Below are 23,272 nucleotides of genomic sequence, written 5' to 3' on the forward strand. Positions count from 1 at the left end.
TTGAGAGGGGCGGAGAAATGGCCAAAATCGATCTCGATGCCTTGAAGCAGGAGATGACCGGCTGGCGGCGCGATCTGCATGCCCATCCGGAATTCGGGCTCGAGGAAAAGCGCACCGCGGCCTTCGTCGCTGCCAAACTGCGCGAATTCGGCCTCGACGATGTGACCGAGGGCGTCGGCGGCACCGGCGTCGTCGGCACGCTGAAGCGCGGCAGCGGCAACAGGGCGATCGCGCTCAGGGCCGATATGGATGCCCTGCGCATCACCGAGCAATCGGCTGTGGCCTATGGCTCGCAAAATCCCGGAATCATGCACGCCTGCGGCCATGACGGCCACACCACCATGCTGCTCGGCGCGGCGAAGCTGCTGGCCGGGGAGGGCGGGTTCAACGGCACGGTGCGCTTCATCTTTCAGCCGGCCGAGGAGTGGGGCAGGGGCGCGCTGGCCATGCTCGACGATGGGTTGATGCGCCGCTTTCCCTTCGATGAGATTTTCGGCCTGCACAATCTGCCCGGATTGCCGATTGGCCATTTCGAAACCCGCCCCGGCCCGATGATGTCGGCCGAGGATATCTTCGAGATCGTTCTGAGAGGCCTCGGCGGCCACGCTGCCGGGCCGCAGGACGGCCGGGAGACACTGGTCGCCGCTTGCGCGCTGGTCACCAATCTGCAAACCATCGTCTCGCGCCGGCTGAGCCCGGCCGACATATCGGTGGTCTCGGTAACCGAGCTGATCACCGACGGCACCCGCAACGCGCTGCCCGGCCTTGCCCGTATCCTGGGAGACGCCCGCAGCTTTCGCCCCGAGGTCAGCGCCGAGATCGAGAAGCAGATGCGCACCATCGCCGCCGGCACCGCCGCCGCCTACAACGTCACCGCCGAGGTCGCCTACAGCAGGGAATTCGTGCCGCTGCACAACGACGCCGAATTGGTCGACGAGGCCTTTGCAGCCGCCGGAAACGTGTTCCTGCCCGAAGGCGTCGCCGTCGCCCGCGAGCCGATGACCGGCTCTGAGGATTTTGCCCGTTTCCTCGCTCACGTGCCCGGTTGCTTTGTCTTCCTCGGCAATGGCGACACGGCGCCGCTGCACAATCCGAGCTACGACTTCAACGATGACGGCCTGCTGTTCGGCACGAATTTCCATGCCGCGGTCGTCAGACGGCGATTGGGAGCATGAACGGCGCGGTCGTTCCGGAATTTGGCGGGAAGCCAAAGGGGTGGAATCCCCATGACGCTACGGCAAGACTCAGCTAACATCCACATTGCGGCGGACCTGATATCCGCCTGGCCGGCGCTATCAGGCACCTCCCAAGCGGCGCCGGCCGTCCTCTCCAGGCTGTGCTTTGTGCTGTCCCGCCGTGGTCCGCGGCGTTGCTGCACGCATGTCAACTCATTTGCCGGTCTTATCGGCTACAGGATTGCCGTCGGCGTGCGGGTTTTCCGCTGCCGGAGCCTTGGTTGGCGGGACGTTGTTGTCGCAGGCCGACACGGCCAGAACGATCAGCAGAAGGCCTAGGGAGAGCTTCTTCATCGCTACCTCCTCTCGTCTGACAACGAGACGACTTCCGTTTGGTTGCGACGATCAAGCCGAGGAACAAAAGCTCATGTCTCCGGTTGGATCAGGCAAAGGAGGACTGCTGGATGATCCGTCTGCTCTTGGCCTGCACCATCGCCTTCGTCACTTACCGCCTCGCGCGCAAGCTGATCGAGGACGTACCCGACACCGTCGATCCCCTGTTGCTGCCAGTCCCGAAGAATGATCGGGAGACATTGCGCAGGCAGTCGGCGGGGATGGGTGTCGATCCGGAACGCTGACCTGTCGACCTTGAGCTCGCCGCGCCGCTTCCTTGTTGCGAACAAAGCGGAAACGATGCTTGATGGGCGATGAACCTTGCCGCTCATGATTCGACATTTCGGGAACCGACCGACCAGCCTGCTTATCTCGCAAGGCTGAACGATGCCCAACGCCAGGCTGTCGAGCATGGCGACGGCAGGATCGCCGGACCGCTGCTGGTCATTGCCGGCGCCGGCTCGGGCAAGACCAACACGCTGGCGCATCGCGTAGCCCATCTCATCGTCAAGGGCGCTGATCCGCGCCGCATCCTGCTGATGACGTTTTCACGTCGCGCCGCCTCCGAAATGGCCCGGCGCGTCGAGCGCATCGCTGGCGAGGTGCTCGGCCGTGACGCCTCGATCGTCACTGACGCGCTGACCTGGGCCGGCACCTTCCATGGCATCGGTGCACGGCTCCTGCGCGATTACGCGCAGGAGATCGGCCTCGATCCGGCGTTCACCATCCACGATCGCGAGGATTCGGCCGACCTGATGAACCTAGTGCGCCACGAACTCGGCTTCTCGAAGACGGAAGCGCGCTTTCCCACCAAGGGCACCTGCCTTGCCATCTATTCGCGCGCCGTCAACGCGCAGGCGCCGCTCGGCGAGGTGCTGGGCTCCGCCTTTCCGTGGTGCGCCGGCTGGGCCGAACAGCTGAAGCAGCTGTTCGCCGGCTATGTCGAGGCCAAGCAGGCGCAGAACGTGCTCGATTACGATGACCTGCTGCTCTACTGGGCGCAGATGACGGCCGAACCGGAGATAGCGACGCATCTGGGCGGGCGCTTCGACCATGTGCTGGTCGACGAATACCAGGATACCAACCGGCTGCAGGCCTCGATCCTCATGGCGCTCAAACCCGATGGCGCCGGGCTGACGGTGGTCGGCGACGATGCGCAATCGATCTATTCGTTCCGCGCCGCCGAGGTGCGCAATATCCTGGACTTCCCAAACCAATTCGCGCAGGCCGCCGATGTGGTGATGCTGGAGCGCAACTACCGCTCGACCGAAACCATTTTGGCCGCCGCCAATGCGGTGATCGGCGAGGCCTCGGAACGCTTCACCAAAAATCTGTGGTCGGAACGCAAATCCGCCGCCAAGCCGAGGCTGGTGACTGTACGCGACGAGGTCGAACAGGCCAATTTCGTCTGCGAGGTCATCCTGGCCGAGCGCGAGGCTGGCACGGCACTGAAATCGCAGGCGGTGCTGTTTCGCGCCTCGCACCACAGCGGGCCTCTGGAAATCGAGCTGACGCGGCGCAACATTCCCTTCGTCAAGTTCGGTGGGCTGAAATTCCTCGATGCCGCTCACGTCAAGGATGTGCTGGCGGTGCTGCGCTTTGCCGAAAACCCGCGCGACCGCGTCGCCGGATTTCGGGTGCTGCAGCTTTTGCCGGGCATCGGCCCCTCGGCCGCCGGGCAGGCCGTCGAGACAATGACATCGGCGCTTGACGAGGCGATGGGCCTTGCCGGCTGGCGGCCGCCGCAGCGCGCGGCGGATGACTGGCCGGGCTTCGTCTCGCTCTACTCCGGCCTGCGTGCCGGCGCCAAATGGCCGGCCGATCTCGAACAGGTCAGGCTCTGGTACGAGCCGCATCTCGAGCGCATCCACGAGGACGCAACCACGCGCCGGGCCGACCTTCTGCAGCTCGAGCAGATCGGATCCGGCTACGCTTCGCGCGAACGGTTCCTGACCGAGCTGACGCTCGATCCGCCGGACGCGACCAGCGACCAGGCCGGGCCGCCGCACCGCGACGAGGATTATTTGATCCTGTCGACCATCCACTCGGCCAAGGGCCAGGAGTGGAAGAACGTGTTTGTGCTCAACACTGTCGATGGCTGCATTCCGGCCGATCTCGGTGTTGGTACCAGGGAAGATATCGAGGAGGAGCGCCGGCTGCTTTACGTGGCGATGACAAGGGCCAAGGACAGCCTCAACCTGGTCATGCCGCAGCGCTTCTTTCCGCATGGCCAGGCGGCGCGCGGCGACCGTCATGTCTATGCCTCGCGCACGCGCTTCATCCCGGCTTCCCTCCTAGCGGCATTCGAACAGACGGTATGGCCGGGCGCGCAAGCAGCACCGGGCAGGGCGCCCCGGCCGGAGATACGCGTCGACATTGGCGCGCGCATGCGCGGCATGTGGAAATAGTCGCGGCGATGGCGCCAGTCAGGATCGCAATTGCCGGTGCGCTCGGCCGCATGGGGCGCCAGATGGCGGACGCCGTGCAGGCCGACTCGCGGCTGGCGCTTACTGCCCGCTTTCATCGACCGGGCGTCGTCGGCGATGGCCTGGTCAGTCGCGACGAGGCGCTCGGCCTGGCCGATGTGGTCGTCGATTTCACCACGCCGGCGGCATCGGCCGATCTGGCGAGAGCCTGCGCCGGCCGTCGCGGGCCTGCCATGGTCATTGGCTCGACCGGTTTCGATGACGCTGAATTGGCAGCCATCGCCGATGCCGCGAAAACCGTTGTCATCGTACGCTCCGGGAGCTTTTCGCTTGGGCTCAACATGCTGGTCGGATTGGTCGAGCAGGCGGCGAGAGCGCTCGGTCCCGCGGACTGGGATGCAGAGATTTTAGAGGCGCATCACCGCCACAAGATCGATGCGCCATCGGGCACCGCCCTGATGCTCGGCCAAGCCATTGCCGACGGACGCGGCGTCGAACTCAATGCGATGGCGAGGCGTGTTCGCGATGGTGCCACTGCTGCGCGGCCTGCCGGCGAGATCGGCTTCGCGATGCTGCGCGGCGGCAGCATCGTCGGCGAGCACAGCGTCAGCTTCTGCACCGGGGGCGAGATCGTCACCCTGTCGCATGCGGCCGAGGACCGCGTCATGTTCGCCCGTGGCGCCATCGCCGCAGCCCTCTGGGTGGCCGGGCGACCGCCCGGTCAATACGGTATGCGCGACGTCCTTGGCTTTGGCGCTTCTTGACGGGCCAGAACCCGCCGCTTTCCATTTCTCCAGTCGGCAAAATGACTGAAAGCTTGCGCCCGCCGCGACCGGAGGCGAAGCCTCCGCGTAGAGAATGCGGCGCGCCTCTTGGCGCGTCCTTCAGCCCGTTTGCAAGCGACAATGTCGACCCAGCCGCAAAGCAAACGCCCGGATGCGGCCACTTGCGCGGGCCTTACGTAGATAAGACCGAACCGTTCGGTTCGATTTATGTTGACGGACCGTACATCAAACGGTGAACGTACGCTCTGCGCAAACGGGTGGGCTCAATGGAGTTTTCTCAATAAACCGTTGGTTCAACAAGATAAAATTGTGGCAGCCAGCGATGTCGTTTCAATTTCAAGGGCCGTCCCACAGCTTTTTTGGCACATTTTCGTGACTGGAAACGACAACACCGCAGACCCATCTCGGGGTGGTCCGAGCGACGCGAAATCCTCCCAAGGGCACGCCACTAGACGGACAGAACAAACATACTGGAGTAACCAAAATGACCAAGATCGCTCTTACCGCCGCCGCCATCCTAGTTGCCACGGGCACCGCTTTCGCCGGCAGCGACAATTATGGTTCGGCCAACGCCAATCAGCCCGCCGCCGCTGTCGACCATTCCGTCACCGCTTCGACCTCGAAGACGAACGGAACCGTCCAGGCCCCGGCTTCGCAGGGCGCCGACCGCAACCTTTTCGGCCGCTAATCGCGACTGCCGAACCAACTTGAACTCAGGAGTAAAGAAATGACCAAGATCGCTCTTACCGCCGCCGCCATTCTCATTGCCACGGGCAGCGCCTTTGCCGGCAGCGACAATTATGGTTCCAACAATGTCAACCAGCCGGTTGCCAACCAGTCGACCTCCAACATCGACACCACGCATACCGGCTCGATCACCAAGTCCATAAAGGCGCAGGGCGACGCGAATGCCAACGTGCCGGCTCAGTCTGGCCAGGGCATCTGGGGCCGTTGATTCTGTAAGTCTTCGACCACAAAGAGCGGTGGGCCTGGCCCGCCGCTCTTGTTTTTTGCGCATGACCAATCCTCCAAGCTCGGCAGAAAACAATCCGAGCCCAGGAATAAAACAGGAGTGCCTGGGGTCTTGTCCTTAGCGGAACCGTCCTCCCAAGACGCCGCCTAACGGATGAATCCAGGAGATTGAAATGAACAAGATCGCCCTCGCCACCGCCGCCATCCTCGTTGCGACCGGCAGCGCCTTTGCCGGCAGCGACCATTATGGCTCCGACAATGCCAACCAGCCCGTCGCCCCGATGGGGGGCGTGGACCACCTTGTCACCGGCGCGCTCAAGGATACGGGCATGGCCGGCCACGAGACAGGCGATGCCAAGACGAAGCCCACTACCGACTGGCCCGAACCCGGCCAGGGCATCTGGGGCAACTAGCGGCCCGGGCGCGCAGTGGCCCTGGTTGCCCGCTCAACCCTGGATTTCTAGCGCAGATCCTTCAGACGCAGGCAATGCGTCAGCCGCGCGGACGACAGGTTGGACCAGTCGCCCTGGAAAACGAGGCGCGCAAAGGCTGCCGTTGGAAATTTTCCTTCGAGCCTCCTGCGCGCCTTGGCCTCTGACCCTGGCCCGGCAAGCTGTTTCGCCAGATATTGCAGACCGGGATTGTGGCCGACGACCAGCAAGCTGTCGTTCGACGGATCGGCTTGACGAATCTGGCTCAGAATATCCGTCGCTGAGGCTTCATAAAGCGCCTCGGAGAACGCGACTCGTGGATGCGCTGGCAACTCCGCGTCCACCAGCCGCCAGGTCTCACGGGTGCGCAGCGCCGGCGATACCAGCGCCTGGTCCGGCAGCCACCCGCGCGTCGCGAGTTCGCGCCCTATCAATTGGGCCGCCTTCAATCCGCGTTCGGCGAGCGGCCGGTCGAAATCGGGGAGGTTGGGATCGTCCCAACTCGACTTGGCGTGGCGCAGCACAAACAACTGTTTCACGATACTCCCGGTCGAATGGCGGATGCAGATGGAGGCAGGACAGCTGCTGGTTCAGGCAATTTGCTTTTCGGCGGCCTCGCGCAAGACTTCTTCTCCCCACTGGTTCAGGCTCTTGCCTGCGAGTTCCGCTGCCATTGCGACTTTTGAATGAACCGAGGGGTCAACGCGCAACATGAGATTGCCGGAATAAGGTCTTTGCGGCGACTTACCGATTTTCGCGCAAGTTTCGACATAGTCGTCCACGGCTTCATGGAAGGCGGCTTTTAGCCCCGCGACAGTTTCTGAATGGAAGGATACGCCGTCTCGAATACCGGCAATACGGCCGAAGAAAATCTCGTCATCGTCATCATAATCAACACGGGCCGAATAGCCCTTGTAGGTCATCGCATTCATGGCTTCACTCCGATCCTCGACAAGAATTGGCGAGCATCCCGTACTTGATATCGCTTTGCTTCCTTTGAAGGGTGTGGCCGGTGGAACGTCTCGACTTCGCTCTTAAAGACAAAACGCACGCGTGAGCCGCTTCCTTCGATCACCTGGCAACCAACGGCGACCAGCAAGGTTTCGACGGCAATCCATTCGATACTGCCCGAAACTGGATCGGTGAATATCGCCTTGAGCACGCGTCTATGCTTGCTGTTCATGCAAGCATGAGATAGGCGAGTGCGCCAAAGTTTGCAATCAAATTATGACTGCAAAAATGCCTACGGCGTGATCCGCGCCAATTGCTCGAAATCGATTTCCTCGCGCAGCGGGCTCGGTGCAATGATCATCGAGGTTGCATTGTCGGCATCGTCGGCGAAGCGGGCAAACACGGTGCGGCCCTTTTCCATCCGGGCCTTGCCCTCGGCGACCAGCCCCAGCGCCAGCGGATAGAGCTGGTGTTCCACCTTCAGCACTCGTGCGGCAAGTGTGTCGGCATTGTCGCCGACCATTACCGGCACCGCCGCCTGTGCGATGATCGGGCCGTCATCCATCTCGGACGTGACGAAATGCACCGTGCAGCCATGGATACGCATACCCGCCACCAGCGCGCGCGCATGCGTATCGAGCCCCTTGAAGGCCGGCAACAGAGCGGGGTGGATGTTGATCATGCGACCCTGCCATTTCTGGACGAGGCCGGTGGTCAAAATGCGCATATAGCCGGCCAGTGCCACGATCTCGGCATTGAAGGCCGTGAGGGCCGCATCGATCGCGGCGTCGTGCGCCTGCTTGCTGGCGTGGTCGGCCCGGGAAATCACCTGGGTGGCGATGCCGCGCGCCCTCGCCATGCCGAGCCCGGCGGCATCCGCCTTGTCGGAGATGACGCCGACGATTTCGGCGGGGAAAGCCGGGTCGCTGGCGGCGGCGATCAGCGCCGTCATGTTGGAACCGCGCCCCGAGATCAGAACGACAGTGCGTTTCTTCTGCGCACTCATAGACCGATCGAACCCCGATAGATGACGCCGGCGTCGCGGCGCGGCACGATCCGGCCGATCGGCGTCACCGTCTCGCCGGCTTCCTGCAAGACGGCAGCGACCTGCGCCGCCTGGCCGGACGCCACCGCCAGGATCATGCCGATGCCGCAGTTGAAGGTGCGCATCATCTCTTCGGGCGCCACACCGCCGGTTTTGGCCAGCCATGAGAACACAGGCGGCACGTCGATGGCGTCGAGATCGAGCTCGGCCGAGAACTCCTTCGGCAGAACGCGCGGAATGTTTTCGGGGAAGCCGCCGCCGGTGATATGGGCCAGCGCCTTGATGCCGTGCGTGTTGCGGATCGCCTTCAGGATCGATTTCACATAGATCCGGGTCGGCTCGAGCAGCGCCTCGGCCAATGTGGCCTCGTCATTGAAGGGAGCCGGATCGGTCCATGCCAGGCCGCTGGTCGCAACGATGCGGCGCACCAGCGAAAAGCCGTTCGAATGCAGGCCCGACGAACCCAGCCCCAGCAGCACGTCGCCCTCGACGATGTCGTCGGTGGGCAGAAGCTGGCCGCGCTCGGCCGCGCCCACGGCAAAACCGGCAAGGTCATAGTCCTTGCCGTGATACATGCCGGGCATTTCGGCCGTCTCGCCGCCGATCAGCGCGCAGCCGGCCTGCCGGCAGCCCGCGGCGATGCCGCCGACGATCGCCGCACCCTGGTCCGGATCGAGCTTGCCAGTGGCGAAATAGTCGAGGAAGAACAGCGGTTCGGCACCCTGCACGACGATGTCGTTGACGCACATGGCGACGAGGTCGATGCCGATCGTGTCGTGCTTGCCGGCGTCGATGGCGATCTTCAGCTTGGTGCCGACGCCGTCATTTGCAGCGACCAGCACCGGGTCGGTAAAGCCGGCGGCCTTGAGGTCGAACAAGCCGCCGAAACCGCCGATCTCGCCATCGGCGCCCGGCCGGCGCGTCGCCTTGACCAGCGGTTTGATCTTCTCGACCATGAGATTGCCGGCATCGATGTCGACGCCAGCCTCGGCATAGGTGAGCCCGTTCTTACGCTTGACTGTATCGCGCTTCATATCTGGCTTGTCGCTGTTTCCTTTGCGGCTCTTCGCATGAACGGTTTCGGTCCGCAAGGAAAACGGCGCTGAAACTGCCGCTCCCCACCAGGGGAAGCTCGGCAGCTTCTCTCTTGCGTCCATCCCCCATCTCCATCATCTATCGTTCAGACAGAAGCGACGGGACATGCGCTTGACCATCCCCAACCTGATCACAATCATGCGCCTTGTCCTGGTGCCTGCCGTGGTGCTGGCCATGCTCCAGGCGCGCTGGGATTGGGCCTTTGCCGGGTTCCTCGTTGCCGGCATCTCGGACGGCGTCGACGGCTTCATCGCCCGCCGGTTCAACCAGCATTCCAAGCTCGGCGCCTATCTCGATCCGGTGGCCGACAAGCTGCTCCTGGTTTCCGTGTTCGTCGTCCTGGGCTTCATCGGGCAATTGCCGCTGTGGCTGGTCGTCACCATGGTGTCGCGCGACGCGCTGATCATTTGCGCGGTGCTGTTGTCCACCGTGATGGCCCATCCCGTCGAGATGAAGCCGCTCCTCGTCTCCAAGGTCAACACCGCCATCCAGATTGTACTGGCGGCGCTGGTACTGGGTGAGCTTGCTTTTTCGATCCATCTCGATCCACTTCGTCCCGCCCTCATAATGCTGTCCGGGGTCTTGACCGTGGCTTCGGCCGCAGCCTATCTCGTGGCTTGGCTGAGGCATATGAGCGGCTATGGCGAAGGCTCCACCCCGGGCACCTGACAAAGAAGCTGCGGCGAGCGCGCCGGCGGCAGCCGGGGATGATCCATCCGCCGGATTCCGCCGGCAGATCTTCTTCTGGCTTGCCGGCGTCGCCGCGCTCGCGCTTTTCCTCTATGTTTTCAGCGCCATCCTCTTGCCCTTCGTGGCCGGCATGGTGCTCGCCTATTTCCTCGATCCCGTGGCCGACCGGCTGCAGCGACTCGGCCTCAGCCGTTTCATGGCAACGGTGGTCATCCTCATCACCTTCCTTGTCGTGCTGGTGCTGGCCTTTGTCATCCTCATCCCGGTGCTGGCGACGCAGATGGCCGATTTTGCCGGCAAATTGCCTGAGTACCTGACGCGGCTGCAGAGCCTGATCACCTCGTTCGATCCAAAATGGCTGGAACAGAAATTCGGCGTCAACGCCAATGGCCTGCGCGACGGATTGAATTCACTGCTGACATCCGGCTTCGGTCTGCTGACAACCGTGTTCACCTCGATATGGAGTTCGGGCGTGGCGCTGGTCTCGGTGATCAGCCTGTTCGTGGTGACGCCGGTGGTCGCCTTCTACATGCTGCTCGACTGGGACCGCATGGTGGCGGTGATCGACAGCTGGGTGCCGCGGGACAATGTCGCCACGGTGCGCGCCATCGCCAGGGACATCAACACGGCAACGGCCGGCTTCGTGCGGGGGCAGGGCACGCTGTGCCTGGTGCTGGGCGCCATGTATGCCACCGGCCTGACGCTGACCGGTCTCAATTTCGGCATCCTCATCGGCCTGTTCGCCGGGCTGATCTCCTTCATCCCCTATGTCGGTTCGCTGACCGGGCTGGTGCTGGCCGTCGGCGTTGCCTTCGTCCAGTTCTGGCCGGACTGGACCATGGTCGTCGCGGTCGCGGTGGTGTTCTTCATCGGCCAGTTCATCGAGGGCAATATCTTGCAGCCGCGGCTGGTCGGCAAAAGCGTCGGCTTGCATCCGGTGTGGCTGATGTTCGCACTGTTCGCCTTCGGCGCGCTGTTTGGCTTCGTCGGCCTGCTGATTGCGGTGCCTGCATCGGCCGCGGTCGCGGTGCTGGTGCGCTTTGCCATTGCGCGTTATCTGGAATCGCCGCTCTACAAGGGTCACGGCAAGGCCGTGCCGCCATTGCCGGCCGATCGTCGCAAAGGCATCAATCCATGATCCGGCCTGGCCGGGTCGCGCGGCTGAGCCTGGCATGAGCGACCAGAGGGCCGACCCGCCGCGCCAGCTGCCGCTCGATCTCGGCCATGGCACCGGCTATTCGCGAGACGAACTCGTCGTCTCCGGCACCAACAACCAGGCAGTGGCGCTGGTCGACCGCTGGCCGGACTGGCCCTCGCCGGTGGTCGTGCTCGCCGGTCCGGCCGGTTCCGGCAAGACCCATCTGGCCTCGATCTGGCGGGCACGGGCGGATGCCGTTCAGGTCGACGCGCACCGCGTTGGCGACAGCATTGTAAATCTCGGTGCCCGGCCGGCGCTGATCGACGACGTCGATACCGGCACAGTCGACCAGCAGGGGCTGTTTCATCTGATCAATGCGGTACGCGGCAGCGGCTCGCATTTGCTTTTGACGGCGCGCCGCTTTCCCTCGGCCTGGGGCGTCACGCTGCCGGATCTGGCGTCGCGGCTGAAGGCTGCGGCAACCGTCGAGATCCACGAACCCGACGATCTCCTGCTGGCAGGTGTCATCACCAAGCTGTTCGCCGACCGACAGGTCGAGGTCGAGCCGCATGTCGTGCAATATCTGGTGCGCCGCATCGAGCGCTCCCTGGCGACGGCCATGTGCGTGGTGGAGCGGCTGGACCGCGCCGCGCTCGAACGCAAGACGCCGATCACCCGGGCGCTGGCGGCTGAAACCGTCAGCGCCATGGACGAGGGGCAGGGCGAGTTCGAGGTTTAGGGCGCGATTGTCGGCCGGCCAGCAAATGGTGGTTCCATGTCCCTTTAACCGTCCCATTTCGGGAAACAAAGCTGGCACCGATCTTGCGATACAAGCTTGCCGGCTGACCCCGGTCCTGATTGCGTTCCAAATCAGGTTGTAGGCTCGCCGGGAGTGGGGCGGTTGGGGTTCTCGCCCGGCGAGCTTACCTTCATGTGACTTCAGTCACCCTCACTCTTGCTGCGCGTTCGGCTTGCCCGCGCAATGCCAAGCTAGGTGAGAGAAGAACGGGTATTCGTCAATTGACGGATACCCAAAATGGCGACGAGGCCACCGAGTCGCTGAAATGCCGGCGCTCGGTGAACTCTGTGGCTGAGGCGAACGAGCCATATGCCCCGCTGCTTGACGTTGATCTCGTCAGTTGGCCTTCTTCGCCTTGTTCACATAGTCGTTCGTGTACGTCTGCGTGATATCGATCTTGGCGTTGGCCACATCGGGCGAACCGAGAGAGAAAACGTCGAGCACGGCCTGCGCGCCTTTTGGATCCATGAGCCCGGTGGTCGAATACATGGGGATCGCATTTTTCAACGCGGCCAGATAGGCGTCCTTGTCGCTGCCGATCAGATTGTCGGGGATCTGGGCCATGATCTCTTCGGCGCTGTGGGAGTGAATGTAATCCAGCGTGGCAAGCATGGCATTGGTCAATCCCTGCGTTGCTTGGGGATGCGCGGCCATCCATTCCGGCCGGGTGTAAAGCGCTCCGCCGGGATAGTCGCCTCCGAATACCGCCTCGGTATCCTTCTGGGTGCGCGTGTCCGCCAGGATGGTCAGGTCCTTATGCTTGGCCTGAAGCACGGTGACGGCCGGATCGAGCGTCACCACGGCGTCGATCTGCCCTTGCTCCATGGCGGCGACGGCGGTAGCGCCCAGCCCAACGCCGATCACGGCGGCGGATGTCGGGTCGATGCCGTTCTTCTGCAGAAGGAACTTCAGGAAGAAGTCGGTCGAGGAACCGGGAGCGGTCACGCCGACCTTTTTGCCAGCAAGGTCCTTCACTGACTTGATCTTGCCGGTCTGGTCCGGCGCCACCGCCAGCACCAGTCCCGGGAACTGGTCGTAAACGACGAAGGATTGCAGGCGCTGGTTCTTGGCGGCCAATTTCACCGTGTGATCGAAATAGCCGGACACCACATCCGCGCTGCCACCCAATACTGCGGTCAGCGATTGAGAACCGCCCTTGAAATCGACGAGGTCTGCATCGATACCGGCTTTTTCGTAAGCGCCGATCTGTTTGGCGAGCACGGTCGGCATGTAGCAGAGGCATGATGCTCCGCCGATCGAAATGGTGACCTTTTCGGCAGCCCCCGCGTCTGTGGCCACCGCGAGCAATACGACGGCGGCCGCCAGTTTCGAAATGATCCTCATGATCTCCTCCTTGAGCGGAATTGGGGCCTATCGGCCTGGTTTCGAGAATTCAGGCCGCCAGACAAGCAGCCTTTTTTCGATCAGCGTGACGATCCAGTCGATCAAGAGCACAAAAGCGGCGAGGACGAACATTCCGGCAAAGACGCCCGCCACGTCGAACACGCCCTCGGCCTGCTGTATCAGATAGCCCAGTCCGCCGGCGGCACCGAGATATTCGCCGACCACGGCGCCGACCACGGCAAATCCGACGGAGATATGGAGCGATGAAAACACCCAGGACAATGCCGATGGCATATAGACGTGGCGCAGCAATTGCCGTTCGTTCATGCCGAGCATTCGGGCATTGGCCAGCACCGTCGTGTTCACCTCCCTCACGCCCTGGTAGACATTGAAGAAGACGATGAAGAAAACCAGCGTCACGCCCAAGGCAACCTTGGACCAGATGCCGAGGCCAAACCAAAGCGTGAAGATCGGCGCCAACACGACGCGGGGAAGCGCATTGGCCGCCTTTACATAGGGATCGAAGACGGCCGCAAGTCTCGGCTTGCGGGCAAACCAGAAGCCGATCGCGATCGCTGCCAGCGAGCCGATGGCGAAGGCCAGCATGGACTCCCACAGCGTGATCCACAGATGATGCCAGATCGTCCCGGTGGCAAACCACTTCCATATCTGGCCTGCCACCGCCAATGGGGTCGAGAAGAAGAAGGAAATATTGTTCGGATCGCCGATCAGGTGCGTCGTCGACGCTGCCTGCCAGAGCGCGATGACGATGACGGCCACGGTTAGCTGTGCGAAAAGCAGCGTCGTCCTTTTCATCGGATCGCTCCTTCTTCAATGTCGCCGTAAGCCTTGAGCACTTCCTTCTTCAGCATGTGCCAGATGTCTCGATGCAATTCCTGGAAGCGCGGTTCCAGCCTGATTTCCGAAATATCGCGTGGACGCGCCAGCGGGATTGGAAAGTCGCCGATGATGCGTGCCGAGGGACCGGCTGACATCACCACCACGCGATCAGCCAGCGCGATCGCTTCTTCGAGGTCGTGGGTGACGAACATCACCGCCTTGCGGTCGTCCGACCACAGCTTGAGCAAAAGGCCGCCCATGATCAGCCGCGTCTGTGCGTCGAGCGGTCCGAAGGGTTCGTCCATGAGGATGATCTTGGGGTCGCGGATCAGCACCTGCGCAAGAGCAACGCGCTTTTTCTGGCCGCCTGAAAGCATGTGAGGGTAGCGCTCGCAGAAAGCAGCCAGGCCGACGCGTCCGAGCCATGCTCGCGCGCGTTCCTTTGCTTCGGAAGAGGGCACGCCTGCCACTTCCAGCCCGATGGCCACATTGTCCAGAGCGGTCTTCCAGGGCATCAATGCATCCTGCTGGAAGAGGTAGCCAGCCTGTCTGTTGAGACCGCGAAGCGGGGCGCCGAACACACGGACGCTGCCAGCCGAAGGCTCGAGAAGCCCTGCGCCGGCATTCAGCAGCGTTGACTTGCCGCAGCCCGTCGGCCCAATGATCGCCACGAATTCCTGGTCGCCGACTTTCAGATCGGCGCGGGCGACCGCCTGGAAGCTACGCCCGGCCGCCAATGCGAAATCTATGGTCACTCCATCGAGATCGACCGCGATCCCGGTTCCGGCTGGCGGCTGTCTGAATTTTGTCTCCGTGCCGCCCGTGGCGGTTTCCGTCGTCATGCCGAATGCCGCCCTGCGCCGAGACGGGTGGGTGTCCAACTGTCGCTCATGGTTCCTCCGTGAGGCTTTAGCGGAGACCGTCGATGTCCGATGGTCATCTGTCGCCCCACACCGTGCCGTGTTCCGGCTCACAATAGTCGATGCGGTGGAGCAGGCAACTTTGCCGTCCGCGGCTTTTTGTTGCGACCGTGACATGCAGCAGCAAAGACAACTGGCCGCGCGGAGATTGCCGACAGCCCCATTCTGCACCCGACACATTGCCATTCGCAGGCGCCAACGGCCCTCGATTGCCTTTTCTGTGAAAGGTGGTCGGAGTGGAGAGATTCGAACTCCCGACCCTCTGGTCCCAAACCAGATGCGCTACCAGGCTGCGCTACACTCCGAACGGTCTGTTGCCTATTCATTTCAGTGTTGCATGGCAAGTGCAAAAACCTGCAAGTGCAAAAACCTTGCCGCCGTCCGCATTGCGCAGTAATGACGGGCGAAGAGGCGGCCATGCTGCCTTGCACAGCAATGAGGTGGTCATGTCCGCGCGCATTTTCAGTCCAGCCAAAACCGCGATGCAGTCCGGCACGGCCAAGACCGGCCATTGGGTGCTGGAATTCGATCCCGAGATGCGCAAGAAAATCGACCCGCTGATGGGCTACACCACTTCCGGCGACATGAGGAGCCAGATCAAGCTGACCTTCGATACGCGTGAAGAGGCCGTGGCCTATGCCGAGAAGGAAGGGCTCGCCTACCGCGTCGAGGAGCCGAAAGAGCCCAAGCGCCGCCAGATTTCCTATGCGGAAAATTTCCGCTATGACCGCAGGACGCCCTGGACGCATTGACCGGCAAAGCCCGGGCGGGCGCCAGCGCAGACATCTTACCGGCTCCGAGCCGGCCAGCGGTCCCGTAGCTCAGCTGGATAGAGCACCGGCCTTCTAAGCCGATGGTCACAGGTTCGAATCCTGTCGGGATCGCCAATAATTTCAAGGGCTTAGCTGCTCCGGACGTGAGGAATTTCAACGCGGGCAGGAATCCGGTCGGAACTTTTCATCCCTTTTTGTCTTCCCGAATGCGCTTGCCGGCGCGACGGCGGCACGCCGCCGCCGTGGCGCCCTTTCCGTATTATTTCGTGACCTTGTCGCGCGGGAACCTTCGCAAGGATCACGCGTTCGGGGCCTTGTATTCGCGGTCCCTCATAAAAGTAAGCATTCGGGCTGCGAATGGCGGGCAAAACAAGCATGGGTTGGGGAAGGAGAAAACCGCGTCATGTCGAAACGTGAAATTGGAACGTCGCCCGCCTTGGGGCGACGTATCGCCGAGCTCAAAGCCAAGATGCAAACCGCCCGGATTTCCGACCATGAGCTGAAGACCTTCCATAAGGTTGCCGCCATCATGGGAGCGGGCGAAGGCTCTCTAGGCCTGGATGCCGACGATCTGATCGCGGCATCCTTTGTTGCAGAGACGCTGGGCGAATCGGCGCCCAACGGCTGACGGCAGGATCCTCCTGTCGTAGGTCCGGATCGATCATCCGGACAAATCTTCGAGACGCAGGCCGGAGGCGGCCGCCGGTCCGGCGGCCGTAACCCTGCAACCTCTGCCGTCGAATTGGAGGGAAAGTCTTATCGTTTTGTTTGCGTTGGCGCGTCATAGTAGACGCGGCTAACGGAGTTGAAGAGATGAAGCTCGACCTGTCGCCGACGAGTTGGGGCAGGGTGATCGCCGTCACCGCCGCCGGCACGGCGTTCTTCATTGGCGTGGCGTTTTTCGTCGATTCGTTCAATTTCCCGTATCTTTCGCCCGAAGCTGTGTGGCGGGCTCAGCTGACCGACATTCTGTTGCCCCTGGTGCTGGGTGGATCGTTTCTCTTCTTCCTGATGTGGAAGATACGCCAGTTGGCCATTGCCCAGCGCGATCTCACCGTCGTTGCCGCCACCGACAGCCTGACGGCGGTGCTCAACCGCGGCGCTTTCTCCATGCTGGTCGAAGCCTATCTCGAACAGGTCCGCAAACAGGCGTCGGCCAATTCCGGTGCGCTGCTGATCATCGACGCCGATCACTTCAAATCGATCAATGACCGGCTTGGGCATGACTGCGGCGACCAGGCGCTCAAACTGATCGCGCAGACGATCAAGGATCAGCTCCGCGGCACCGACATCGTCGGCCGCATCGGCGGCGAGGAATTCGGCGTGTTTCTTCCCGGCGTCGATCCCTCGCAATCCTGGCTGGTTGCCGAAAGCATCCGCCGGCGAATTCGCGAGGTGGAATTTTCGCCGGGCGGCCGGTCCTGTCCGCTTTCCGTGAGCATTGGCGGTACCGCCTTTAACGGGCCGACCACCTATGAGGAGATATTCTCGGCAGCCGACAGGCGGCTCTATGCCGCCAAGTCAAATGGACGCGACCAGGTCAGTTTCGATCCGATGGTTTCCCAGCAAACGCCGCCAGCCGCGACAATCACGGTTCATTGAGGCGGATCCGGCCAGCCACCGGCGCCGGGGGCGCGTCGCTGGGGATTTCTGCAGCCATCACGCAGAAGGTATTTTCGCTTTGCGCGCCGCCCGCTAAAGGTGGTGGCCACAGCTCCGGCCGGGGCTGAATGCATCGGGCAGGGCCTTCTTCGCATGACATTGATGGGCGCGGCGGCACTGCTGATCCTGGTCCTGACCTATGCCGGCGTCGCCGTCGGCCGCATACCAGGCCTGCGCCTCGATCGGGCGGGGATCGCACTGCTCGGCGGGGCCGCGATGATAGCCATCGGGGCGATCAGCCTGGAGGATGCCTACCGCGCCATCAATTTCGACACCATCACGCTTTTGCTCGGCATGATGATCGTAGTGGCGCATCTGAAGGTCTCGGGCGCCTTTCGCGGCCTCGGTGCCATCGCGATCGAGCATGCGCATGCGCCGTTCATGCTTTTGGTTATGGTGACCCTGCTGACCGGCCTGCTGTCGGCCTTCCTGGTCAATGACGCCATCTGTCTTGTCATGGCGCCGATCGTCGTTCACGTCACCCGCGCCATCAAACGCAATCCGGTTCCTTACCTCATCGCGACCGCCACCGCGTCAAATTGCGGCAGTGTCGCCACCATCACCGGCAATCCGCAAAACATGGTCATCGGTGCGCTGTCGGGCATCTCCTATCCGGCCTTTTCAGCGGCTCTGGCTCCGGTTGCCCTGTTCGGTCTCGTCGCGGTCATCGCCATTGTTCGCATCGTCTACCGCACCGAATTCGCGCGCAACGGCGAATTGACGCCGCAGGTCTCGCGCGGCCGCATGCATCGCCGCCAGGTGCTGAAAGCGGTGGTGGTTTGCATCGGACTGGCCGTTACCTTCTTCGCCGGTGTGCCTGTCGCCAAGGCGGCGCTCATCGGCGGCGCCATCCTCCTGCTCACCCGCGCCATCAAACCAGAGCGCATCTATCGCGAAATCGACGGGCCATTGCTGTTCATGTTCGCCGGCCTGTTCATCGTGGTTGCCGGCGCCGAACGAACGCTGCTGACACCGGACATCGTCGCATCGGCCAAGAACCTCGGGCTGGACGACGTCTGGCGCCTGTCGGGCTTCACCGCGGTGCTCTCCAACATAATGAGCAACGTGCCGGCCGTGCTGGCGCTGCGGCCCTTCATCCCCGGCCTGGAAAACCCCGAGCGCGCCTGGCTGGTCGTCGCCATGAGCTCGACGCTGGCCGGCAATTTCACGCTCCTGGGCTCGGTCGCCAATCTGATCGTTGCCGAACAGGCGCGCGCCGCCGGCACGTCGCTGTCGTTCGGCGCTTTCTTCAAAGTCGGCCTGCCATTGACGCTGCTAACGCTGGCGGCTGGCACGGCATGGCTGGCGCTTTGATCCCTGGCGCGACTGTTCCGTGCTCAATTGCTCCGGAGTGACGGGGGCTCCGGAGTGACGGGGCTTGGTATTTGCGGCCAAGTCCCGCCACCGGCCCAGATTTTCAGGGCGCCACTACCAATCGGCCTTTCATGTTGGGATGGAAGCGGCAGAAATAATCAACCGCTCCCGCCGTCTTGAGGGTCAGTTTTCCCTTCGCCTTCGGCGGGATCATCACCTCCCAGCTGCCCTTCACCGTGGCCGTGTGGGCGAATGCGTCCTTGTTCACCCACTCGATCGTGTCGCCGACCCTGGCCTCGACGCTTGCGGGCGAGAAGACGAGCTTCTCGATCGTCACCTCGATCGTCGCGGCCGGCGCCGGGCCGGCGGCAAGCACCAGCGCCAGCCAGGCAAGGAGCGGTCGGATCAGCACGGCCGCTTTCATTTCAACATGCCGGCGACATGTTCGGCATGCTGCTCATGCCCCTGGAAGATTTTGAGGCCGGTTTCGAGCAGGCTCTTCAGCTCGGCATTGCTGGCCGACGGAATGAGCAGGGTTTCGAGCGCTCCATTGACCTGCTTGTGGTAGGCCACCTCGTTTTCGATATAGGCCTTGTCGAAGGCAGCCCCTTTCAGCTTGGCGAGCTTGGCATGTTCCTCTTTCGCCGCCTTGGTCAGCGCCTGGCTGGTGGCATTGTCTTCCGGCTTCACCTTGAGCTTCTTGAGCAGGTCGAGCGCCTGCTTGTTCACCGCTTCGTGGTCGCGCTCCATGTCCTTGGCGAAATCGACGACTTCCTTGTTCTTGGATTTCTTGATTGCCTGCTTGGCCGCCTCGATGTCGATCATGTCGGCTGTGTAGGCGATGTGGGCGATCTGCGGGTCGGTCGGCTTGTCGGCAGCTTGCGCGAATGGGGCAGCGCCAAGCAGCAAGAGGGCGGCAAGCGCTGCGGTGTGTCTGATAAGCATGGCATCTCCTTCCGCCCGACAGCCTGGGCAGCGGGCTTCATCCGGGTTGACATTCATTGGATGAGGATGGCGCGGAAACGTTCCCGACAAATCGGCGAAAGATCTGGCTTTGAAGATCACCCCTCGAATCCGAGCCGCTTCATCACGGCCTGCGTCAGCCGTTCGCAGCGCCGGCCGGCGAAGGGAAAGGCGTCGAGCAGCACCGGCCCGATCTCGTCGTCCAGCGCCTTGCGCAGCAAAACGCGGGCGCGGTGCAGTCTCGTCTTGACGGTCTCGGGCCGCACGCCGAGCAGGTCGGCGGTCTCCTCGATGCTCAGCCCCTCGATGACGCGGGCCACGAAAACCGCGCGATAGGCGTCGGGCAGGCTGTCGGTCGCCCGCTCGACAAGCCCGAGGATCTGCCGCTGCGCCATCGTCCGCTCCGGATCGTCGCTTGGGTTAAGGGGAAACCGGATGATCTGCGCTTCCGGGTTTTCAGGCATGGCCACGGTTCGCCGTCCTTTGCGAAGCCGCCCGAGCGCCTCGTTGATGACGATGCGCGACAGCCAGGTGGAAAGCGAAGCATCGCCGCGATAGGTGCCGAGATTGGTAAAGGCCCTGACATAGGCCTCCTGCACGATGTCCTCGGCCTCGCCGTCGTTGCGCACCATGCCGCGCGCCAGTCGGTAGAGCCGCTGGTTGTTCAGCTTCATGATCTTGCGAAAGGCATCGCTGTCGCGGGCGAGTGCGCGGGCCACGAGCCGAAGCTCGTCCGTCGCTGTTGATGTTGCCGTCAGCGCGGGCATGTGTCCTCCATCGATCCTTGCACGAAAGATTGGATGCAGGTTTCGAAAAAAGGTTCCCGAAAAATCACGCCGGGCCGATCGCCTGGCTACCTATGCTAGCACTTTGGCCGGCTCCGTGCCGGTGTTTTGCATCCGCGCCGTCGCGGCCAGCAGATCGGTTTGCGTGATCAGCCCGAGGATGTGGTTTTTATCGTCGACGATGATGACGGCGTGACTGCGCCCGTCGGTCAGCACTGGCAGCAGCGCCATGGCGTTCGAGCCGGCAGTTGCGGTTGCCGCCGGCGAGATCACGGTTCCGACCGTGCCGGCCGCCAGCGTCAGTTCCCGCAAGCCCACGGTTCCGGCCAGCCTTGCCTCGGCATCCACCACCGGCAAGGTTCGTATGTTGTGGTCAAGCAGCAATTGGCGCGCAGCGGCGGCTGGCGTGTGCTCGTCCACCGAGATGACGTCGCGCGACATGATGTCTTGGCACCGCAACGTCGCATGCTCGCGCACCATGGCCTGCAATTCGACCTGCCGCAGCAGCCGGTCGAGATCGCCCCGATCGATGTCGAAGGTCTCGTCGAGCGCTCCAAGCGCGGCGTCGATGTCCTCGGAGCGAAAACCGACACGCAATTGCGCCGGCGGGTCGATGGTGCCGTGGCTGTTTACCGGCGCGGGGGCCGGCACGTGCGGGTAGTTGCGCCGGGCCAGCTTGTGGAAGCCGTAGCCAAGCGCCACCAGCAGCATCGAATTGACCGCCACCGGCACGAAAGGAAAAAGGAAGCCGGCGCTGATCACGGCTGGGCCGCCGAACACCGCGGTCAATGCCGCCGCACCCCCGGGTGGATGCAGGCAGCGCGTGAACGACATTGCGGCAATCGCCAGCGCTACCGCAATACCGGTGGCGAGCACCGGCTGGTGCACGAATTGCACCACGATCACGCCGACAAGCGCCGAGATCGTGTTGCCGCCGATGATCGACCAGGGCTGCGCCAGCGGGCTGGCGGGCACCGCGAACAACAGCACCGCCGATGCTCCCATTGGCGCCACCAGCAGCGGCACATGTGGCCCGCTACCCAGTGTGAGTCCGCTGATCGCGCCAGTCAGCGCAATGCCGATCATCGCACCGACGCAGGCGATGATGCGTTCGCGCAGCGTCGCGCCGGCAAGAATGGGAACAAAGAGGCGGAACGCCATGGGCAGGCTCTTGGTGCGGTGGTTGGGGAATGATTTCCGCTGCCGCAATGAAGCGGAAGCCGGCAATTTGGAAGTCAAACAAATCCGCAAAACTGCGGATGGGGAGAATAGTATTGCCGACATGGCCGGACCGGGGCGCCGCGTGCGGCCCCCGTTTGCTCAATCGCGTCAAGGCCTTGCGGGCGCTGCTGGTATCGGTCCGAGAGGTCGCGTCAGGCCGCTGCGGCGGCGGTGAGCCCGCGAAGAATATCGGTCATGAGGTCCTCGACATCCTCGAGGCCGATCTGGAGACGAATCAACGGCCCTTCATAGGGGCCCTTGGCAACGACGCGGTCGCCGAGCCAGACCGGCACGGCAAGGCTCTCGTAACCGCCCCAGGAGTAGCCGAGACCAAAGATCCGCAATGCGTCGAGGAACGCGTGCTGCTGTTTCTGGCCGCCGCCGGCAAGCACGATGGAGAAGATGCCGCTGGAGCCGGAAAAGTCACGCTTCCACAGCGCGTGGTCGGGATGACTGGGAAGGCCGGGGTGGAGCACGCGCGCCACGCCCTTCTGGCCCTCCAGCCATGCCGCGATGGCGAGCGCGCTGCGCTGATGGTGATCGAGGCGCACCCCCATGGTGCGCAAGCCGCGCAGCACCTGGTAGACGTCGTCGGGTCCGGCGCAGCAGCCAAGCGTGCAGAAGCTTTCATACAGCTGTTTCCAGCAGGCCTCGGTGGCCGACACCGTACCCAGCAGCACGTCCGAATGACCGGCGGGATATTTCGTCGCTGCATGGATCGAGATGTCGACGCCATGGTCGAGCGGACGGAAATAAAGCGGCGTCGCCCAGGTATTGTCCATCATGACGATGGCACCGGCGGCGTGCGCGGCCTTCGCGATGGCTGGTATGTCCTGCACCTCGAACGTGTTTGAGGCCGGCGATTCCGTGAACACCACCTTGGTGTTCGGCTTGATCAAGGCGGCGATGCCCGCGCCGATGCCGGGAGCATAATACTCGACCTCGACGCCGAGCCGCTTCAGCATCGTGTCGGCGAAGTTGCGCGTCGGATGATAGACGCTGTCGACGATCAGCAGGTGGTCGCCCGCCGAAACGAAGGCAAGCAGCGGCACCGTCACCGCCGCCAGGCCCGACGGGACCACGATCGTGCCGGCCGACCCCTCCAGCGCGTCTATGGCCTGGGCCAAGGCGTCGGTGGTCGGTGTGCCGCGCGTGCCGTAGGTGTATTTCTGGTCCCGTCCAGCCATCGAGGCGGCATTGCGGAACAGCACCGTGGAGGCGTGCACGACAGGCGGATTGACGAAGCCGAAATAGTCGTGCGGGTTGTTGCCCGAATGGGCAAGCCGCGTGTTGATGCCCATTTTGCCAGTCACCGGCTCGTTGCCGTCTTTTGCCATTCGTCGTCGCCTTTTTTGGTAAGCCGCTAGCCATAGTGCGGCGACATGGACCGCGCAACAGCCGGCTTTCGCCAGGACCCCGACTTCGAATGTGCCAATTGCCGGAGCCGCCGCAGGCCGACTGCAAGCGTAATGGCGCGGCCAGAAAGCCCGCCGCCGGCAGCGGCATGCGTCGCCTGATAGCGCAAAGCGTACCTCACCATGACCCAGATC

Annotated in this window: 28 protein-coding genes and 2 tRNA genes; 15 read left to right on the forward strand and 15 right to left on the reverse strand. The window is 63.0% G+C overall.

What is annotated here, in order from left to right:
- Positions 1-17 precede the first annotated feature (17 nt).
- Positions 18-1,175, forward strand: coding sequence for a M20 aminoacylase family protein (locus FJ979_RS29530; protein ID WP_140584467.1), 1,158 nt, complete (start codon positions 18-20; stop codon positions 1,173-1,175).
- Positions 1,176-1,388: 213 nt separating this feature from the next.
- Here FJ979_RS29530 and FJ979_RS32725 read toward each other — a convergent pair whose 3' ends face one another.
- Positions 1,389-1,529 carry a hypothetical protein gene (locus FJ979_RS32725; protein WP_181165131.1) on the reverse strand — a complete coding sequence of 47 codons (141 nt, stop codon included), beginning with the start codon at positions 1,527-1,529 and terminating at the stop codon, positions 1,389-1,391.
- A gap of 110 nt (positions 1,530-1,639) precedes the next feature.
- Between FJ979_RS32725 and FJ979_RS32730 the strand changes: the two genes are divergently transcribed.
- The 6 genes from FJ979_RS32730 to FJ979_RS29555 all read left to right on the forward strand — a co-directional run bounded on the left by FJ979_RS32730 (position 1,640) and on the right by FJ979_RS29555 (position 6,164).
- Entirely contained in the window at positions 1,640-1,813 is a 174-nt protein-coding gene (locus tag FJ979_RS32730; protein WP_181168495.1) for a hypothetical protein, read from the forward strand.
- A 69-nt stretch (positions 1,814-1,882) separates the two neighbouring features.
- Positions 1,883-3,976 carry an ATP-dependent helicase gene (locus tag FJ979_RS29535; RefSeq protein ID WP_140584468.1) on the forward strand — a complete coding sequence of 698 codons (2,094 nt, stop codon included), beginning with the start codon at positions 1,883-1,885 and terminating at the stop codon, positions 3,974-3,976.
- An 8-nt stretch (positions 3,977-3,984) separates the two neighbouring features.
- On the forward strand, positions 3,985-4,758 hold the full coding sequence (gene dapB / locus FJ979_RS29540) for a 4-hydroxy-tetrahydrodipicolinate reductase (RefSeq protein WP_140584469.1): 774 nt from the start codon (positions 3,985-3,987) through the stop codon (positions 4,756-4,758).
- Between the two features lie 505 nt (positions 4,759-5,263).
- The gene (locus FJ979_RS29545; RefSeq protein WP_140515477.1) at positions 5,264-5,467 is read left to right on the forward strand and encodes a DUF680 domain-containing protein; all 204 of its coding nucleotides are present in this window, start codon (positions 5,264-5,266) and stop codon (positions 5,465-5,467) included.
- Positions 5,468-5,506: 39 nt separating this feature from the next.
- A complete protein-coding gene (locus FJ979_RS29550; protein ID WP_140494359.1) occupies positions 5,507-5,734 on the forward strand; it encodes a DUF680 domain-containing protein in 228 nt (75 codons plus the stop codon).
- Positions 5,735-5,924: 190 nt separating this feature from the next.
- The gene (locus FJ979_RS29555) at positions 5,925-6,164 is read left to right on the forward strand and encodes a DUF680 domain-containing protein (protein ID WP_140584470.1); all 240 of its coding nucleotides are present in this window, start codon (positions 5,925-5,927) and stop codon (positions 6,162-6,164) included.
- A gap of 47 nt (positions 6,165-6,211) precedes the next feature.
- On the opposite strand, the gene FJ979_RS29560 is transcribed toward FJ979_RS29555, so the two are convergent.
- From FJ979_RS29560 to purM, 5 genes are read right to left on the reverse strand one after another with little or no spacing between them, the layout of a single operon-like run.
- A complete protein-coding gene (locus FJ979_RS29560; RefSeq protein ID WP_140515478.1) occupies positions 6,212-6,721 on the reverse strand; it encodes a histidine phosphatase family protein in 510 nt (169 codons plus the stop codon).
- A 51-nt stretch (positions 6,722-6,772) separates the two neighbouring features.
- Entirely contained in the window at positions 6,773-7,114 is a 342-nt protein-coding gene (locus tag FJ979_RS29565; protein WP_140494354.1) for a type II toxin-antitoxin system HicB family antitoxin, read from the reverse strand.
- Entirely contained in the window at positions 7,111-7,365 is a 255-nt protein-coding gene (locus FJ979_RS29570) for a type II toxin-antitoxin system HicA family toxin (protein WP_140558881.1), read from the reverse strand. The genes FJ979_RS29565 and FJ979_RS29570 overlap by 4 nt, the downstream gene beginning before the upstream one ends.
- A 60-nt stretch (positions 7,366-7,425) precedes the next feature.
- A complete protein-coding gene (gene purN / locus FJ979_RS29575) occupies positions 7,426-8,139 on the reverse strand; it encodes a phosphoribosylglycinamide formyltransferase (RefSeq protein ID WP_140515481.1) in 714 nt (237 codons plus the stop codon).
- The gene (gene purM / locus FJ979_RS29580) at positions 8,136-9,212 is read right to left on the reverse strand and encodes a phosphoribosylformylglycinamidine cyclo-ligase (protein ID WP_140494348.1); all 1,077 of its coding nucleotides are present in this window, start codon (positions 9,210-9,212) and stop codon (positions 8,136-8,138) included. The genes purN and purM overlap by 4 nt, the downstream gene beginning before the upstream one ends.
- Before the next feature lie 172 nt (positions 9,213-9,384).
- Here purM and FJ979_RS29585 point away from each other — a divergent pair, with 172 nt between their 5' ends.
- The 3 genes from FJ979_RS29585 to hdaA are packed head-to-tail and all read left to right on the forward strand — an operon-like array spanning position 9,385 to position 11,840.
- Positions 9,385-9,942, forward strand: coding sequence for a CDP-alcohol phosphatidyltransferase family protein (locus FJ979_RS29585; protein WP_140495033.1), 558 nt, complete (start codon positions 9,385-9,387; stop codon positions 9,940-9,942).
- On the forward strand, positions 9,914-11,101 hold the full coding sequence (locus FJ979_RS29590; RefSeq protein ID WP_140494346.1) for an AI-2E family transporter: 1,188 nt from the start codon (positions 9,914-9,916) through the stop codon (positions 11,099-11,101). Before FJ979_RS29585 ends, FJ979_RS29590 begins: the two co-directional genes overlap by 29 nt.
- Before the next feature lie 34 nt (positions 11,102-11,135).
- Entirely contained in the window at positions 11,136-11,840 is a 705-nt protein-coding gene (hdaA, locus tag FJ979_RS29595) for a DnaA regulatory inactivator HdaA (protein ID WP_140584471.1), read from the forward strand.
- Positions 11,841-12,236: 396 nt separating this feature from the next.
- On the opposite strand, the gene FJ979_RS29600 is transcribed toward hdaA, so the two are convergent.
- The 4 genes from FJ979_RS29600 to FJ979_RS29615 all read right to left on the reverse strand — a co-directional run bounded on the left by FJ979_RS29600 (position 12,237) and on the right by FJ979_RS29615 (position 15,309).
- Entirely contained in the window at positions 12,237-13,247 is a 1,011-nt protein-coding gene (locus tag FJ979_RS29600) for an ABC transporter substrate-binding protein (RefSeq protein ID WP_140584472.1), read from the reverse strand.
- Positions 13,248-13,271: 24 nt separating this feature from the next.
- A complete protein-coding gene (locus FJ979_RS29605; protein WP_140584473.1) occupies positions 13,272-14,060 on the reverse strand; it encodes an ABC transporter permease in 789 nt (262 codons plus the stop codon).
- A complete protein-coding gene (locus FJ979_RS29610) occupies positions 14,057-14,926 on the reverse strand; it encodes an ABC transporter ATP-binding protein (RefSeq protein ID WP_140584474.1) in 870 nt (289 codons plus the stop codon). The genes FJ979_RS29605 and FJ979_RS29610 overlap by 4 nt, the downstream gene beginning before the upstream one ends.
- Positions 14,927-15,232: 306 nt before the next feature.
- A tRNA-Pro gene (locus FJ979_RS29615) sits at positions 15,233-15,309 on the reverse strand.
- A gap of 141 nt (positions 15,310-15,450) precedes the next feature.
- Between FJ979_RS29615 and FJ979_RS29620 the strand changes: the two genes are divergently transcribed.
- The 5 genes from FJ979_RS29620 (at position 15,451) to FJ979_RS29640 (ending at position 18,753) form a co-directional block, all read left to right on the forward strand.
- On the forward strand, positions 15,451-15,756 hold the full coding sequence (locus FJ979_RS29620) for an ETC complex I subunit (RefSeq protein WP_140494338.1): 306 nt from the start codon (positions 15,451-15,453) through the stop codon (positions 15,754-15,756).
- A gap of 58 nt (positions 15,757-15,814) precedes the next feature.
- Positions 15,815-15,891: transfer RNA gene (locus FJ979_RS29625), tRNA-Arg, on the forward strand.
- Between the two features lie 289 nt (positions 15,892-16,180).
- On the forward strand, positions 16,181-16,405 hold the full coding sequence (locus tag FJ979_RS29630; protein WP_140494336.1) for a hypothetical protein: 225 nt from the start codon (positions 16,181-16,183) through the stop codon (positions 16,403-16,405).
- A gap of 185 nt (positions 16,406-16,590) precedes the next feature.
- Positions 16,591-17,379 (forward strand): GGDEF domain-containing protein, encoded by a 789-nt coding sequence (locus tag FJ979_RS29635; RefSeq protein ID WP_140494334.1) that lies wholly within the window; start codon positions 16,591-16,593, stop codon positions 17,377-17,379.
- Between the two features lie 153 nt (positions 17,380-17,532).
- The gene (locus FJ979_RS29640) at positions 17,533-18,753 is read left to right on the forward strand and encodes an anion transporter (RefSeq protein WP_140584475.1); all 1,221 of its coding nucleotides are present in this window, start codon (positions 17,533-17,535) and stop codon (positions 18,751-18,753) included.
- A gap of 103 nt (positions 18,754-18,856) precedes the next feature.
- Here FJ979_RS29640 and FJ979_RS29645 read toward each other — a convergent pair whose 3' ends face one another.
- The 5 genes from FJ979_RS29645 to FJ979_RS29665 form a co-directional block, all read right to left on the reverse strand.
- Positions 18,857-19,177, reverse strand: coding sequence for a cupredoxin family copper-binding protein (locus FJ979_RS29645; protein WP_140565090.1), 321 nt, complete (start codon positions 19,175-19,177; stop codon positions 18,857-18,859).
- Entirely contained in the window at positions 19,174-19,698 is a 525-nt protein-coding gene (locus FJ979_RS29650) for a DUF4142 domain-containing protein (protein WP_140494328.1), read from the reverse strand. The genes FJ979_RS29645 and FJ979_RS29650 overlap by 4 nt, the downstream gene beginning before the upstream one ends.
- Positions 19,699-19,814: 116 nt before the next feature.
- Positions 19,815-20,483 carry an RNA polymerase sigma factor gene (locus tag FJ979_RS29655; RefSeq protein ID WP_140584476.1) on the reverse strand — a complete coding sequence of 223 codons (669 nt, stop codon included), beginning with the start codon at positions 20,481-20,483 and terminating at the stop codon, positions 19,815-19,817.
- 90 nt (positions 20,484-20,573) lie between these two features.
- Positions 20,574-21,662: an HPP family protein gene (locus FJ979_RS29660; protein ID WP_140494324.1), complete on the reverse strand. Its 1,089-nt coding sequence runs from the start codon at positions 21,660-21,662 to the stop codon at positions 20,574-20,576.
- A 212-nt stretch (positions 21,663-21,874) separates the two neighbouring features.
- The gene (locus tag FJ979_RS29665) at positions 21,875-23,059 is read right to left on the reverse strand and encodes a cystathionine beta-lyase (RefSeq protein WP_140515505.1); all 1,185 of its coding nucleotides are present in this window, start codon (positions 23,057-23,059) and stop codon (positions 21,875-21,877) included.
- Between the last annotated feature and the right edge of the window lie 213 nt (positions 23,060-23,272).

The sequence above is a fragment of the Mesorhizobium sp. B1-1-6 genome, from assembly GCF_006443035.1.
GTDB lineage: Bacteria > Pseudomonadota > Alphaproteobacteria > Rhizobiales > Rhizobiaceae > Mesorhizobium.

What these genes read in the sequence shown, in the direction of transcription:
- FJ979_RS29610 (WP_140584474.1), bottom strand. Translation starts at nt 14,926, where the DNA reads ATGACGACGGAAACCGCCACGGGCGGCACGGAGACAAAATTCAGACAG.
- FJ979_RS29545 (WP_140515477.1), top strand. Translation starts at nt 5,264, where the DNA reads ATGACCAAGATCGCTCTTACCGCCGCCGCCATCCTAGTTGCCACGGGC.
- FJ979_RS32725 (WP_181165131.1), bottom strand. Translation starts at nt 1,529, where the DNA reads ATGAAGAAGCTCTCCCTAGGCCTTCTGCTGATCGTTCTGGCCGTGTCG.
- FJ979_RS29645 (WP_140565090.1), bottom strand. Translation starts at nt 19,177, where the DNA reads ATGAAAGCGGCCGTGCTGATCCGACCGCTCCTTGCCTGGCTGGCGCTG.
- purM (WP_140494348.1), bottom strand. Translation starts at nt 9,212, where the DNA reads ATGAAGCGCGATACAGTCAAGCGTAAGAACGGGCTCACCTATGCCGAG.
- FJ979_RS29605 (WP_140584473.1), bottom strand. Translation starts at nt 14,060, where the DNA reads ATGAAAAGGACGACGCTGCTTTTCGCACAGCTAACCGTGGCCGTCATC.
- FJ979_RS29565 (WP_140494354.1), bottom strand. Translation starts at nt 7,114, where the DNA reads ATGAATGCGATGACCTACAAGGGCTATTCGGCCCGTGTTGATTATGAT.
- FJ979_RS29640 (WP_140584475.1), top strand. Translation starts at nt 17,533, where the DNA reads ATGACATTGATGGGCGCGGCGGCACTGCTGATCCTGGTCCTGACCTAT.
- FJ979_RS32730 (WP_181168495.1), top strand. Translation starts at nt 1,640, where the DNA reads ATGATCCGTCTGCTCTTGGCCTGCACCATCGCCTTCGTCACTTACCGC.
- FJ979_RS29635 (WP_140494334.1), top strand. Translation starts at nt 16,591, where the DNA reads ATGAAGCTCGACCTGTCGCCGACGAGTTGGGGCAGGGTGATCGCCGTC.
- FJ979_RS29570 (WP_140558881.1), bottom strand. Translation starts at nt 7,365, where the DNA reads ATGAACAGCAAGCATAGACGCGTGCTCAAGGCGATATTCACCGATCCA.
- FJ979_RS29665 (WP_140515505.1), bottom strand. Translation starts at nt 23,059, where the DNA reads ATGGCAAAAGACGGCAACGAGCCGGTGACTGGCAAAATGGGCATCAAC.
- FJ979_RS29650 (WP_140494328.1), bottom strand. Translation starts at nt 19,698, where the DNA reads ATGCTTATCAGACACACCGCAGCGCTTGCCGCCCTCTTGCTGCTTGGC.
- FJ979_RS29590 (WP_140494346.1), top strand. Translation starts at nt 9,914, where the DNA reads ATGGCGAAGGCTCCACCCCGGGCACCTGACAAAGAAGCTGCGGCGAGC.
- FJ979_RS29620 (WP_140494338.1), top strand. Translation starts at nt 15,451, where the DNA reads ATGTCCGCGCGCATTTTCAGTCCAGCCAAAACCGCGATGCAGTCCGGC.
- dapB (WP_140584469.1), top strand. Translation starts at nt 3,985, where the DNA reads ATGGCGCCAGTCAGGATCGCAATTGCCGGTGCGCTCGGCCGCATGGGG.
- FJ979_RS29555 (WP_140584470.1), top strand. Translation starts at nt 5,925, where the DNA reads ATGAACAAGATCGCCCTCGCCACCGCCGCCATCCTCGTTGCGACCGGC.
- FJ979_RS29550 (WP_140494359.1), top strand. Translation starts at nt 5,507, where the DNA reads ATGACCAAGATCGCTCTTACCGCCGCCGCCATTCTCATTGCCACGGGC.
- hdaA (WP_140584471.1), top strand. Translation starts at nt 11,136, where the DNA reads ATGAGCGACCAGAGGGCCGACCCGCCGCGCCAGCTGCCGCTCGATCTC.
- purN (WP_140515481.1), bottom strand. Translation starts at nt 8,139, where the DNA reads ATGAGTGCGCAGAAGAAACGCACTGTCGTTCTGATCTCGGGGCGCGGT.
- FJ979_RS29655 (WP_140584476.1), bottom strand. Translation starts at nt 20,483, where the DNA reads ATGCCCGCGCTGACGGCAACATCAACAGCGACGGACGAGCTTCGGCTC.
- FJ979_RS29530 (WP_140584467.1), top strand. Translation starts at nt 18, where the DNA reads ATGGCCAAAATCGATCTCGATGCCTTGAAGCAGGAGATGACCGGCTGG.
- FJ979_RS29660 (WP_140494324.1), bottom strand. Translation starts at nt 21,662, where the DNA reads ATGGCGTTCCGCCTCTTTGTTCCCATTCTTGCCGGCGCGACGCTGCGC.
- FJ979_RS29535 (WP_140584468.1), top strand. Translation starts at nt 1,883, where the DNA reads ATGAACCTTGCCGCTCATGATTCGACATTTCGGGAACCGACCGACCAG.
- FJ979_RS29630 (WP_140494336.1), top strand. Translation starts at nt 16,181, where the DNA reads ATGTCGAAACGTGAAATTGGAACGTCGCCCGCCTTGGGGCGACGTATC.